The organism is Dyadobacter sp. BE31 (genome assembly GCF_031457695.1).
In the GTDB taxonomy this organism is placed as follows: domain Bacteria; phylum Bacteroidota; class Bacteroidia; order Cytophagales; family Spirosomataceae; genus Dyadobacter.
Genome location: NZ_JAVDXA010000004.1, coordinates 69,883 through 82,204, shown reverse-complemented (window position 1 = coordinate 82,204; position 12,322 = coordinate 69,883). Strand labels below are relative to the sequence as shown.

Annotated in this window: 13 protein-coding genes; 5 read left to right on the top strand and 8 right to left on the bottom strand. The window is 50.0% G+C overall.

The genetic code is table 11. The features are described from left to right. Window positions 1-50 precede the first annotated feature (50 nt). From J2Y43_RS21080 to J2Y43_RS21065, 4 genes are all read right to left on the bottom strand, one after another. Entirely contained in the window at window positions 51-1,088 is a 1,038-nt protein-coding gene (locus J2Y43_RS21080) for a FecR domain-containing protein (protein ID WP_309987797.1), read from the bottom strand. Window positions 1,089-1,157: 69 nt separating this feature from the next. Continuing rightward, on the bottom strand, window positions 1,158-1,700 hold the full coding sequence (locus J2Y43_RS21075) for an RNA polymerase sigma factor (protein WP_291194596.1): 543 nt from the start codon (window positions 1,698-1,700) through the stop codon (window positions 1,158-1,160). Between the two features lie 303 nt (window positions 1,701-2,003). Further along, window positions 2,004-3,107, bottom strand: a complete 1,104-nt coding sequence (locus J2Y43_RS21070) for a lactonase family protein (protein ID WP_309987799.1) — start codon at window positions 3,105-3,107, stop codon at window positions 2,004-2,006. 34 nt (window positions 3,108-3,141) lie between these two features. Then, window positions 3,142-3,879, bottom strand: a complete 738-nt coding sequence (locus J2Y43_RS21065; protein WP_309987800.1) for a carbohydrate-binding family 9-like protein — start codon at window positions 3,877-3,879, stop codon at window positions 3,142-3,144. Between the two features lie 292 nt (window positions 3,880-4,171). On the opposite strand from J2Y43_RS21065, the gene J2Y43_RS21060 reads away from it, so the two are divergent. From J2Y43_RS21060 to J2Y43_RS21045, 4 genes are all read left to right on the top strand, one after another. Then, the gene (locus tag J2Y43_RS21060) at window positions 4,172-4,459 is read left to right on the top strand and encodes a hypothetical protein (RefSeq protein ID WP_309987803.1); all 288 of its coding nucleotides are present in this window, start codon (window positions 4,172-4,174) and stop codon (window positions 4,457-4,459) included. 130 nt (window positions 4,460-4,589) lie between these two features. Then, window positions 4,590-6,125: an MFS transporter gene (locus J2Y43_RS21055; RefSeq protein ID WP_309987805.1), complete on the top strand. Its 1,536-nt coding sequence runs from the start codon at window positions 4,590-4,592 to the stop codon at window positions 6,123-6,125. Between the two features lie 42 nt (window positions 6,126-6,167). Then, entirely contained in the window at window positions 6,168-6,419 is a 252-nt protein-coding gene (locus J2Y43_RS21050) for a DUF6814 family protein (RefSeq protein ID WP_223403175.1), read from the top strand. Window positions 6,420-6,584: 165 nt separating this feature from the next. Beyond that, window positions 6,585-7,766 (top strand): acetyl-CoA C-acyltransferase, encoded by a 1,182-nt coding sequence (locus tag J2Y43_RS21045; protein WP_309987809.1) that lies wholly within the window; start codon window positions 6,585-6,587, stop codon window positions 7,764-7,766. Window positions 7,767-7,769: 3 nt separating this feature from the next. Here J2Y43_RS21045 and J2Y43_RS21040 read toward each other — a convergent pair whose 3' ends face one another. Further along, window positions 7,770-8,273: a GtrA family protein gene (locus J2Y43_RS21040; RefSeq protein ID WP_223403173.1), complete on the bottom strand. Its 504-nt coding sequence runs from the start codon at window positions 8,271-8,273 to the stop codon at window positions 7,770-7,772. A gap of 228 nt (window positions 8,274-8,501) precedes the next feature. Here J2Y43_RS21040 and J2Y43_RS21035 point away from each other — a divergent pair, with 228 nt between their 5' ends. Further along, on the top strand, window positions 8,502-9,050 hold the full coding sequence (locus J2Y43_RS21035; protein ID WP_309987811.1) for a hypothetical protein: 549 nt from the start codon (window positions 8,502-8,504) through the stop codon (window positions 9,048-9,050). Here J2Y43_RS21035 and J2Y43_RS21030 read toward each other — a convergent pair whose 3' ends face one another. From J2Y43_RS21030 to J2Y43_RS21020, 3 genes are all read right to left on the bottom strand, one after another. Further along, the gene (locus tag J2Y43_RS21030) at window positions 9,051-10,061 is read right to left on the bottom strand and encodes an SMP-30/gluconolactonase/LRE family protein (protein ID WP_409014475.1); all 1,011 of its coding nucleotides are present in this window, start codon (window positions 10,059-10,061) and stop codon (window positions 9,051-9,053) included. A 61-nt stretch (window positions 10,062-10,122) separates the two neighbouring features. Beyond that, entirely contained in the window at window positions 10,123-11,652 is a 1,530-nt protein-coding gene (locus J2Y43_RS21025; RefSeq protein WP_309987813.1) for an alpha-amylase family glycosyl hydrolase, read from the bottom strand. Window positions 11,653-11,664: 12 nt separating this feature from the next. Next, on the bottom strand, window positions 11,665-12,240 hold the full coding sequence (locus J2Y43_RS21020) for a Maf family nucleotide pyrophosphatase (RefSeq protein ID WP_309987815.1): 576 nt from the start codon (window positions 12,238-12,240) through the stop codon (window positions 11,665-11,667). Window positions 12,241-12,322: the final 82 nt, after the last annotated feature.

Sequence of the window (12,322 nt, the reverse complement as noted above, 5' to 3'; positions counted from 1 at the left end):
GTTTACACGCGAAGGCTGATAGCCTGTGTTTGTATATGTTTGTTTTTGATTTATCTGCAAGCCCCGCCGCGAATGATAACCTCGTTACCCACAACGTTGTAGCGGAACGAATTTGAAATGCTTAACAGTTTTAGCACATCCTTTAATGTGGCCCCTTCATTGAAGTTAGCCATAACGCGACAATTGTTTAAGTTTTTATCCGTCAAAGTGATCTTAACACCGTAGTGCTCTTCGAGTCTGGCGATTACTTCACTATATGTGTTGTTTCGGAAGACAAGTTGGTCCTTACGCCACGCACCAATGTCGTACGTACTAACGATATCTATATACGTTTCATCTTTTTCGGTGTTAATCACCAGTTCCTGCTGCGGGGTGAGCTGCGTAATGCGGATGGGGGAACCCTTCTCGATTTCCTTACTAACCTCAACTTTCCCGGTCGCAACCGACACCGATGCAGTCTCGTTCCCATTATAGGCTTTTACATCGAACGACGTCCCCAAAACCCTCGTCGAAATCTTTTCGCTTTTCACGATAAACGGTTTCTCCGGATTGGGTACTACCTCGAAAAACGCTTCTCCCTGCAGATAAACCTTCCTTTCGTCCCCGTCGAATGCTTTCGGGTATTCGAGTTTACTGTTTTTGTTGAGCCATACCTGCGTCCCGTCGGGCAGTTCTACGCTCACAATGTCTTTGGAGCCGCTGGTGCGGGTTTCCATGGGCACGCGGGCAATGCCCTGTGAATCATGCTGCTTGCTTACCAGGAAATATCCCAGCCCTGTTGCCAGCAAAACCCCTGCGGCGGCCATCCATGAGCTCAGCTTGAAATACCGGGGTCGCTCCTGCATTTCTTCTTCGGGCCGGCTTTCCTGTTCGGCCATCTTGGCGTGCAGCTTCGAAAGCCCGCTGTCCAGGCCAAATACCGGATCGTTTTCCGGTTCTTTTTCCTGCTTCCACGCCGCTTCTATCTGCCGGAACAACAGCAGGTTATCGTATTCTTCAAGCCACCATTCCATAGCCAGTTTTTCTTCCGGGCTGCATTCGCCAGCCAAATACTTGGCGATAAGGGGCCATGGTGTGTGATCGGACATCAAATTCAGAGCTTTCTAATGTTAGGACAAAGAAAAAATGGGCATACCCCCATCCTTCCAGAATATTTTTTAAATCTGATAAGTTTTTTGCAGAAGTTTCAGCTGCTTAATGGCTTTGCCCATTTGGTTTTCTACTGTTTTGGCAGAAAGGGAGAGGATTTCGGCGATTTCATTGTAGGTAAATCCTTCGAAGCGGTTGAGCTGGAAGATCGCCTTTCTTTTTTGCGGGAGATAATTGATGAGGTCGGTAATGCGGGTTTCGAGCTCGTGATACATCAATTCATCGTCCGGACCGGGCGTTTCTTCGATAATATCGTCGCTGAGCTCCTCCATGATGTGTTTTTCCTGCTTCATGTAGTTAATGCAGGTGTGCCGCGTGGCCGTGAAGAGGTAGGACCGGACATTCTTTTCGACCGTCAGGCTGTCGCGCTTTTCCCAGATCCTGAAAAAAACATCGGCTACGATTTCTTCTGCGAGGTCCTTACGGTTGTTGAGGTAAGTGGCAAAACGGCATAGTGAGTAATAGTATTTCCGGAAGAGGCAGTCCAGCGCCCGGTTATCTCCTTGCTTGATCAGGGAAATAAGAAGTAAATCATCCTGGCCGTTCATCATAAACTGTGGCTAAATTGGGTATCAGGTAATTCCAAAACTTTATTCAATGACCTTGTCGGGGGCGCCCGGAGTGATCGGCTAATGTTAGCTTATTTAGAATCTGTACAAGTCAATTTTTGTGCCAGACATCAAAATAATAATATTTTCTTTGGTGTATTTTAAATAATAACGAAGAATAGCATTAGGATTTCTAAAATTAAAAAAGTTGATAGAAAATAAGCGCCAATCGCTGAAAAATTTATTCAATATTGTTTTTTCAGCCATTGGCGCCCATTTCCTAAGGAGGCGGTATCGGGTGTCGAACTAGTTGAGGAACAGTTGCTTCACGCATACAGGCGTAGGAGCGCTGATCTCTTTCCCGGTATAAGTCAATTGGCCTGTCGCAGCGTCGCGCTTGAAGAACACCGCATTGTCGTTGTCGCGGTTGGTTACGATCGCGAATTCACCCTTCGCGTCGATCAGGAAATTGCGGGGGTGCTTACCGTGCGTATCCGCGTGGCCGGCGACCGTTAGCTTGCCGGTTTTGGCGTCCACGGCGTAAATCGCGAGGCTTTCATGGCCGCGGTTGGATGCGTAGAGAAACTTGCCGTCGGGCGAGAAATGAATATCCGCAGCGTAGCTTTTACCCGTAAAATCCGCAGGCAGCATGGTCACACGCTCGAACGGCACCAATGCACCGCTACCCTTCACGATCTTAAAAGAATTCACGACGGAAGCCAGCTCGCCGGCGGAATAGCCAAAGTTGCCATTGGGATGGATCGCGAAATGGCGTGGGCCGTCGCCGGCTTTCACTTCCGCATAAGGAACGGCACCGGGAGTGAGTTTGCCGGTCTTTGGATCAACGGCGTACACCATGATCTTGTCGATGCCCAGGTCGGAAGCGTAAATGTATTTGCCATCCGCCGAAGGAATAATCGAGTGCATGTGCGGCTTCTGATCTGGACGGCCTTTGTCCTGAATGGTGTCGGCCAGTGCGCCGATGCTGCCGTCCTGGTTCAGTTTGTACACAGCCAGGTCGCCGCTTCCGTAGTTCGATAAATAAATGAAACGACCCTTTGGATCAACGCTGACGTGGCACGGACCGCGGCCTTGCGCGGGCTGGGTATTCAATGCGGTGAGTTTGCCGGAAGTCTGGTCGATGGCATAGGCCGAAACCGTGCTGTTTCCCTCATTGGCGGCGTAGAGGTACTTTTTGTTGGGATGAAATTCAAGGAATGAGGGGCTGGTTTTGCTCGTCAGTACCTGCAACTCCTTGAAGGAATAGTCGCTGCGGTCGAATTCATACACATAAATACCCTCGCCCTTCTGCGTATAGGTACCGAGGTATAGTATTTCCTTTTTGGGTTTCTGCGCAAAAGCTGTCATAGCCGACAATAAAAGGATGAATGAAAGAATGGTTCGTTTCATGATAAGGAATTGATTGAGATAGATTATAATGCGATTATTCGAATATCAACGTGCCGAATTTGTTGAATTCATGGAAGCTGCCGCCGGTTTTTTGCCAGGAGTAATAGGCAGTTTCGCTGTCGTAATCGATGCGGTAGAAATTGCCGCGCCATTTTTCGCCCGGTTTAGGCGCTGTATTGGCAATAGGGTTCATCAATGCGAACGGGATGAAAAATTCGGCTTTCCAGCCTTCTACGGCTGCCATACTTTTCTTCTGCCCACCTTGGGCGCTGGTTTCATGCTGCACGCGGTTGCGCTCGTTGTAGTGCCATGGTTTCCAGCCTTGTGCGCGTCCTTTAATGTTCGGGACGAGGATGGCCAGCTCGTAATTCAACGGTGAAACTTCGTATTCGAGGTAAATGGGTACAGAAGTGTCGGGCCAGAGGAACACTTCGACCACATCCTCTTTGAACAATGCACCGAAATCTTCCATGATTGTAGAAGTCAGTTTCTGATCGGTACAATCGAAGAGGAAATACATGCCCTTGTCGGAGTAGAGGATTTTGACCCGGGTAGGGAACTGTTTGCCGGGAGCGGGTTGGTTGGGGCCTTTCTGGACGGTGAGGTTAAACCACTGCGCGGCCGACCAGTTGGAGGCGGTACCTTCGCCGTTTACTTTGAAGTCTGTCGTTTTCTTAACCGTCAGGGAAGAGTCGGGAACGGGGCTGGCAGCGTGTCCCCGGTACATGAGGCCGCACGCGAGCAGTCCCATGAGAACAATTTTTTTCAACATTCAATAAAAAGGGTTAGGATTGGGAAAACTGGTTCAGGTATGGTCAAGTGTGTTCATTTGCAGTCAGATGGGCAGATAATTATCCGGCGATGCAGGCATTCCGGCGCAACAGGCGACGATTTTTTTTCTTGTTGGCAATTTCAAGAGGTTTTTACATTTTACCAAATCATTATTTTTGTAGTGTCAATTATTGATGAAATCTTTCGACAGGAAAGAGAATAGGGTAGCGGAATATTTTAATAATTTAGGTCGTACGTTTAAAATTGAAACCATTTAACAACAGAACACTGTCATGATACGCGAAAGTGGAGAACTGGCCTTTGCTGACATCAGCGAGGCGATTTTAGAACCAGCTGTTTTCCCTGACTACCAAGGGAGCACAAAAAAGGCCCGTCCGGTAGCGCAAGATCCCTACGGAGATGATGACGACGAAGATGAGGACTTTGACGAGGATGCCGACGATGAAAAAGTCATCGACGAGTATGATGAAGATATAGAAGACCGCGAAGTGGTGATAGAGGACGGTGACGAACTCCTTAGAAGACTGGACGACTTCGATGATGACGACGACGATTTCTGATAATCGTTTGAAAATTAAGACCTGCCTCTGGATCATTTCCAGGGGCTTTTTTATGCATCGGTTATGAGTATTGAAATGAAGGTTGTGCCTTATTCAGCTAAATTGTTTAATTCCTCACCTTTCCTAACCCATGCGTTCAACCGAATCCAATGTTACCCAAAGCATTACGCAGGTAATCGCTGCTTCTTCATTAGGTACTTTAATCGAGTGGTATGACTTCTACATTTTCGGGAGCCTGGCGGTCATCATCGGCCAGCAGCTTTTTCCGAGCGACGCCGGTGCCTCGGCACTGATCAACACGCTGGCGATTTTCGCCGCAGGATTTATTGTACGCCCCTTTGGCGCATTAGTGTTCGGTCGCTTGGGCGACTTAATTGGACGTAAATACACGTTCCTTCTGACGCTCGTATTGATGGGCGGTTCCACGTTTCTCATCGGCCTTATTCCTTCTTACTCGAGCATCGGTTATGCGGCGCCTGTCCTCGTGCTGATCCTCCGTCTCGTACAGGGGCTTGCGCTCGGAGGCGAGTACGGCGGCGCGGCTACGTACGTGGCCGAGCATGCGCCGGTAGGCAGACGCGGCTTTTTTACGAGCTGGATCCAGACCACCGCTACACTGGGGCTATTTCTTTCCCTGGGCGTGATCGTGCTGACCAAAAATATCCTCGGTGCCAAAAACTTTGCCGACTGGGGCTGGCGTATTCCTTTTTTGGTGTCGATCCTCCTCGTGGTGGTATCGATCTACATCCGGATGAAGATGCATGAATCGCCGGTTTTCTCGAAACTGAAAGCCGAAGGAAAAGTTTCCACTAACCCTTTGAAAGAAAGTTTCCAGAAGAAGGCGAATTTCAAGATGGTCCTTGTAGCATTATTTGGAGCTACGATGGGGCAGGGGGTAGTGTGGTACACCGGGCAGTTCTATGCGCAATCTTTTTTGGAAAACACCTGCAAGCTCGACTTCAACGAATCGCGGTATATCCTGCTGTGGGCGATCGTGTTCGCGACGCCGTTCTTCGTGATTTTCGGTTCGTGGAGTGATAAAGTGGGCCGCAAATGGATCATGCTCGCCGGAATGCTGCTGGGCGTGATTTGCTACCGTCCCATTTACCAGTATTTCCTCGATGCCACGAATGTGAAGGAAATGCAGAAAACCATGCTCTTGGGCCAATCCGAGCCGGTTGTAGAGCGCGGGCTGGTGCCGGGCAAGGCCGACTCCCTGATCACGACTACCGTTACTAAAACGCTCACAAACGGCATGACTTTCAAGGAATCGAAGGTTGAGGTGATCACAGAAGACGTATTGGCCGAGGTGGCCGCCGTGGAAACGGTGATCAAGGACGTGACCTTGTCGCAGAGTTCTTATATCGTCATCATCTTGCTGGTGTTCTTCCAGGTGGTGCTCGTAACGATGGTTTACGGCCCGATTGCTGCGTTCCTCGTGGAGCTTTTCCCGACGCAGATCCGGTACACATCCATGTCGCTGCCTTACCACATCGGGAATGGCGTTTTCGGCGGGCTGGTACCATTTATTGCGACGCTCATCGCCTCATTTCAAGGTTCTACGCCGCTTTCCGGGCTTTGGTACCCCATTGGAATAGCCGCATTGTCATTTATCATCGGAGCCGTTTACATCGACAACCGGCGCGACGACAATGTGATGGATTAAGTATCGGACAGCAGCATTTGACATTTAAATAACCAATAAAAAATGAGTGGTTTAAAGAAAATATTAGGTCTCCTCTGGATCGCACTCGGTCCGGTTATTATCATATTTCTTTTCATGCAGGCAGCCGATAAAATCGGTGCGGCAGCGGAAGGCATCGCCCGCACGAACACAACCCTGCAATGGGCGATCATCATCCTGATTTTCATTCCCATCTGTACCGGGCTGGTGATTTTTGGCTATTATGCCTGGAAGGGCGAGTACGATCATTTGCCGGAGAGTTCGGAGGAGCTTTGAGGGCGAGTGAATGAGTGAATAGTCAGGTTTTGTCAGGAGTAGTCAGGTTTTGTTGGTAGATGTTTTAATGATTATTTTCATACCGGACAACTAATGACTATACTTGACCACAACTGACTATTCACTTGTTCAATCATCGCACCGGCGATCCGGTCAAAATTCATCATGCAAACCGACACCTTCATCCTTTCCGCCTCCCGTACGCCCATTGGTAGTTTCGGGGGTGCTCTTTCTCCTGTTCACGCTGCAAAATTGGGTGCTACGGCCATTCAGGGGGCGTTGGCGAAATCGGGCGTCGAACCGGGTTCCGTCGATGAGGTATTGATGGGCAATGTGGTTTCCGCCAATCTCGGACAGGCGCCGGCCCGGCAGGCTGCTATTTACGCCGGACTACCGGTTTCGGTGATTTGCACGACGGTCAACAAAGTTTGTGCTTCCGGTATGAAGGCAACGGCGCTCGGGGCGCAGGCTATTCAGCTGGGTGATGCGAGCATTGTGGTGGCCGGTGGAATGGAGAATATGTCCCAAATCCCTTATTATTTACCCAAAGGCCGGAATGGCTATGGTTACGGTCATGGTGAAATTATCGACGGGCTTCTGAAAGACGGGCTCACCGACGTGTACGACCAGATTGGAATGGGCGTTTGCGGCGATAAAACTGCATTGAAATACAACATTTCGCGGGAAGCGCAGGACGAGTTCGCGATCCGTTCCTACCAGCGCTCGGCGGAGGCTACGGCTAATGGGTCGTTCGCGGATGAAATCGTACCGGTTGAGATCCTATCCGCAAAAGGCGAGGCAAACATTGTAAGTGAGGACGAAGAGTATAAGCGCGTCAAATTCGATAAAATTCCTACTTTAAAGCCGGTGTTTTCCAAAGACGGGACGGTAACTGCTGCCAATGCTTCGACGATCAACGACGGGGGAGCCGCATTGGTATTGGCCGGAAGCATCGCCGTGAATGCACAGAATCTCAAACCCATTGCCCGCATTGTCGCTTACGCCGATGCAGAACAGGAACCGGCCTGGTTCACGACCACGCCTGTGCTCGCAACCGAAAAAGTGTTGAAAAAAGCCGGTCTGAAAATTTCGGATATCGACTATTTCGAAGTAAACGAGGCATTTGCCGTGGTAGTACTGGCTTATATTCAGGCATTGAACCTCGATATTGAGAATGTGAATGTCTTTGGAGGAGCAGTGTCGCTGGGGCATCCGCTGGGCGCGTCGGGTGCGCGCATCATCACCACGTTATTGTCCGTGTTGACCAAAAATAACGGGAAATACGGTCTAGCCGCCATTTGTAACGGCGGGGGAGGGGCCTCTGCTATGATCGTGGAAAGATTGTAACGATCAGCGGATCAATACTTTCAGGCGGTTGTAAAAGCCGGTGCTTTTGAAAGTGAAGGTTTTGTGCAGAATGTAATTACTCACAAAACTGAAACCCATCCCGATCACATAGCAAACCATTTCGGTCACATTCACTTCCTTTTTTGCGAAGGAAAACTTCACCTTGTAGACCTCCATCCCGAAGTAATCGACGAGCAATTTCGACGAACCGATGGTGAATGCCCAGGTAATGAACAGCGAAACGCCCGATACCATGAGGAATTTTACCATTTCGCGACGTGTCTGGTTGCTTTTACGTGCGTCGAAAGCGAAGAGTTTGGTGAGTGTAAAACCCCAGAAAAATCCGATAATGTAAGAAGGAACAATGGAATCGCTCCACGAAATATTGAACCAGTCCTGAATGAGACTGCTGGAAACTAACTGGATCAATGCACCGGTACCCGCGACAAGAAAATAGGCAATGATATCTTTGGGATTGAAGATCTTGTTCTGCTTGATTTGGGTCACTGGTGTGTTAGTTTGTTTGGAACGGCGAACCTGAATGAGGCCCCAATATTAGAAAGAAAATGGTCTGGAAACAAAACAGGGCCTTCGATTTTGAGTAAATGGGTGAGCAGGGGCTATGTGCTCATTTTATGCAGACAGCAGGGCTTGCCTTGAATTTATTACCAAATTCTTTTACTTTAATCCCCGTCTCAGCTTCTGTCTGAGGCATAACTTTTAACAGGATTATCCGTGAAAAAACTTTACATATGGTCTGTAATAGCAGTATTTGCTGCACTGGCCTTCTCTTGTTCAGCCGCATTGCAGCGCCGCTACGACCAGCGCCACGGCATTTCATCTTCTTCATCTTCAACCGACCGCTCTTCACGCGAGCCGGACAATGGCAGGAGTTCCGAAACCTCCAACGCGACTTACCGGAAGGATTATGACCGGGTGGCTGATAGTGGAAATAATGCGGGAAACCTAACATCACCGGCAAGCGGCAGTGCCGATTACAACCAGCGGTTGCTCAATCAATACGCCGATATGGACAAGCTGGCGGAAGTGGTTTTGTATGAATTGGATAACCTCGAAAACCGATACAACAACCTGCTTACCGAATACAAGAATGCAAAGTCGTCGTCCCGACAGGTTATGGCTATGGAGCTGGATAAAATCAGCGACGACCGCCTGGCGCTTTATAAAGCCTACACCAACATTTACCGCAACGGTAAATCCGATTGGGCGAATGTAAAACGCGATGTCGACAATACGCTTCGTGAGTATCGGAAGAAAAACTGATTACCAGCCTGCGCCTTTCGTATTGGTCTTGATGCGGCAAACGTAACCATCGACGGTCATGTACAAGGTAGTTCCGTCGTTGCCCCAGGCGCAATTAGAGGTGAGCTCACCCATTTCGATGCGGCCGAGCAGCTTTCCGGCCGGGCTGATAATGAGCATTCCGCCCGGCCCTGATGACCACAGGTTACCGTCTTTGTCGATTTTGAGGCCGTCGGGCAGGCCTGCCATGCCGCGTTTGCCCATGGGCGTAGCGTCGTATATCAGTTTGCCTTTGCCTGCATTGCCATTGACATCGAGCGGATAAGCCATCCAAATCGACTTTTCCGGATCGGATTGCGCTACATATAATGTTTTGCCATCGGGGGAGAATGCAAGGCCGTTCGGGCGGCTGAGATCGCTTACCTGCATGGTTACCTTGCCGTCTTTATGAATGCGGTACACACCAAACTGCGGGATTTCGCGGGTCGGGTCTTCGTGTTTTTTCATCAGGCCGTATGGCGGATCGGTGAAGTAGTAATCGCCATTGCTGTGCTGTACCACGTCATTCGGGCTGTTGAAACGCTTGCCTTCGAAATTGTCGGCTAGTGTAATTTTTCTTGTTCCGTTTAGAGGCATGGCAGAAACGCGTCGATCTCCGTGCTCGCAGGAAACGAGACGTCCTTTATTGTCGATAATGAGTCCGTTACTTCCCGGTTCGTCGCTATAAACACCACTACCAGTATATCCTGATGGTTCGAAAAATATTGTAAGCCCCTCTTTTTCGTCCCATTTATAAATCTTGTTCTTCGGCACATCCGAAAACAGCAGATAACCACCGTCCTTCACCCAAACCGGCCCTTCCGACCAATCGAACCCCGATGCCAAGACCTCTATTTTAGCGTCTTTGGACAGCAGTTTTTCAAATGCGGGATCTTCATAAACAATCTTGCCCATGGTAGGGTAGGACTTTTGCGCCATAGCAGTACAGGTCAGAAGGACGATCAGACAGGTGGAAATAATACCGGATTTCATAGGGAATGCATTAGCAGTACCGACATCGATTTTAGCAATAAAGAACTGGTATAGTGCTTACCTACTGCTTTGCGGCAGGTTGCGCGTCCCGCGCGCGAGCAAGTATAATGCTTGAATGCGGTGACACCTGGTTTGTTGTCAACCTGGTTTTGTGCAATGGATCAGTGGAGAACAGTACTTCGGTAAACAGCGATTTACCCTCCGGCATTTGAAATGCGAGCTCGGCATCTCCAAGATTATGTATGATCACGAGCGGGCAGCTGGCGTGCGGGAGGAAATAGCCGAGCAACCGGTCGTCGCCGAGTTGCACTGGTTGGATATGCGGGGCCAATATCTGGCGCAGCGCGGGCTCGGTCTTGCGCAGGTGTATGAGGTTTTTGTAATGATTGAAAACAGAGGCAGGGTCGCCTGCCTGTTCCGAAAGGGGCGCCACTGTTTTGACGGTAGTGAACTCCGGCTCGATCCAGCTGGTAAGTTGGGGGTCATCAGGATCGGTCGTCCAGAGGAATGGCTCACGGATATACGGATCCGGTTTCTTACCCAGCATTCCGATTTCTTCGCCATAATATAGATACGGTTGCCCAGGAAGGGTGAGCAAAATGCTGGCCGCGAGTTTGATCTTTTCAATACTGCCGTTCACGACGCTGCCGATTCGCTCCTGGTCGTGATTGGTGAGCATGATCGCATTCACAAACAGCGGATTGTATTGCTGAAACAGGTTGAAACTGGCCTGCAATTTGTCGACAAGCTGCTCATCGCGCCCGGCTATGAGCATACGCTGGAGCGCAAAGCTGAGATCGAAATGGAAAGTGGCATTCAGGTTGCGGAAATAAGGGGCTACTTCCTCGGTATCGGCCCATACCTCACCCACCGTAAATGAGCTTGGTTTGGCCTCGCCGACGATTTTGGAAAAAAACTCCCAGAAAGTAACGCTTTCCGCACTGTCCCAGGTAGGATAAATGTGCCGTGCCGCGTCGAGGCGGAAGCCGTCGACACCGACATCGTTCAGCCAGAAACGGACAATTTTGGCCATTTCTTCCCGTAATGCCTCCGAATGGAAATTGAGATCGGGCATGCCTTTGTAAAACAGGCCATAATACTTTTCGTCGTCGCCGGGGTTTTCATGCCACGGGTATACGATCTGTGAATCATCGGAAGTTTCCCGCTCGGAAATCCCGAGACGGTCGATCTGGTCTTCGGTCATCCACCAGTAAAATTGCCGGTAGGGGCTGTTCTTGCTCTTACGAGCCTCCATGAACCACGGGTGCAAGGTACTGGTGTGGTTGATGATCAGGTCGAGATAAACAGCGATCCCGCGCTCATGCGCACCCGCGAGCAGGCGCTTGAAATCGGCCATCGTCCCGTATTCGGGCTCGATGGCGTAGTAATCGGTGACGTCGTATTTATGATAGCTCGGCGAAGGATGAATGGGCGTGAGCCAGATCGCCTCGATGCCGAGGTCGGCCAGGTAGTCCAACTTAGAGATAATGCCGTTCAAATCGCCGATGCCGTCGCCATTGGAGTCGCAGAAAGAACGGACGAATATCTCATAACAAACTTTCGGGATACTGGCTGACTTGTCTGCGAACATAGCGGGGCATTATTATTGAAAATGCGGTTTCAACAACCGGTAAACGACCTGGACCGGCAAGCCCATGATCGTGTAGAACGACCCCTCGATTTTCTCTATCCCGACCATCCCGATCCATTCCTGAATGCCATAGGAGCCGGCCTTATCGAAGGGTTTGTATTGCTCAATATAGTGGTTGATTTCCCAATCTTCCAAGTCCCGGAAGTAAACTTCTGCCACGTCGGATGTGGTTTCGATGATGTCATCCGATAACAAACTCACCGCCGTAACGACCTTATGGCTTCTACCTGAGAGAATTCTGATCATCCGGAATGCATCCGCGGCGTCAGTCGGCTTGCCTAAAATGTGGTGCTCGGCGATTACCACCGTGTCGGCTGTCAGTACGAGTGAATCGGGGCGGATACCACGGAACTGCTCGGCCTTTTCCCGTGAAATGTAGCCGGCTACCTCCTCCGCAGGAAGGTCGGCTGGGTAGCTTTCATCGGTTGGGAGCACTTCGACGGTGAACGCGAAGCCTGCATCGTGGAGTAATTGTTTTCGTCTGGGGGAGTTGGAGGCAAGGATCAGGGATTTTTTCAGGTCGATCATGTCAGGTGGTTGTCAATCGTCGGGGTGTGGTCAGGCTACTATTATGGGTTGTCAGGTTATGGTCAGGTGTTGTCAGGTGTTG

What these genes read in the sequence shown, in the direction of transcription:
- J2Y43_RS21080 (WP_309987797.1), bottom strand. Translation starts at nt 1,088, where the DNA reads ATGTCCGATCACACACCATGGCCCCTTATCGCCAAGTATTTGGCTGGC.
- J2Y43_RS21075 (WP_291194596.1), bottom strand. Translation starts at nt 1,700, where the DNA reads ATGATGAACGGCCAGGATGATTTACTTCTTATTTCCCTGATCAAGCAA.
- J2Y43_RS21070 (WP_309987799.1), bottom strand. Translation starts at nt 3,107, where the DNA reads ATGAAACGAACCATTCTTTCATTCATCCTTTTATTGTCGGCTATGACA.
- J2Y43_RS21065 (WP_309987800.1), bottom strand. Translation starts at nt 3,879, where the DNA reads ATGTTGAAAAAAATTGTTCTCATGGGACTGCTCGCGTGCGGCCTCATG.
- J2Y43_RS21060 (WP_309987803.1), top strand. Translation starts at nt 4,172, where the DNA reads ATGATACGCGAAAGTGGAGAACTGGCCTTTGCTGACATCAGCGAGGCG.
- J2Y43_RS21055 (WP_309987805.1), top strand. Translation starts at nt 4,590, where the DNA reads ATGCGTTCAACCGAATCCAATGTTACCCAAAGCATTACGCAGGTAATC.
- J2Y43_RS21050 (WP_223403175.1), top strand. Translation starts at nt 6,168, where the DNA reads ATGAGTGGTTTAAAGAAAATATTAGGTCTCCTCTGGATCGCACTCGGT.
- J2Y43_RS21045 (WP_309987809.1), top strand. Translation starts at nt 6,585, where the DNA reads ATGCAAACCGACACCTTCATCCTTTCCGCCTCCCGTACGCCCATTGGT.
- J2Y43_RS21030 (WP_409014475.1), bottom strand. Translation starts at nt 10,061, where the DNA reads ATGAAATCCGGTATTATTTCCACCTGTCTGATCGTCCTTCTGACCTGT.
- J2Y43_RS21025 (WP_309987813.1), bottom strand. Translation starts at nt 11,652, where the DNA reads ATGTTCGCAGACAAGTCAGCCAGTATCCCGAAAGTTTGTTATGAGATA.
- J2Y43_RS21020 (WP_309987815.1), bottom strand. Translation starts at nt 12,240, where the DNA reads ATGATCGACCTGAAAAAATCCCTGATCCTTGCCTCCAACTCCCCCAGA.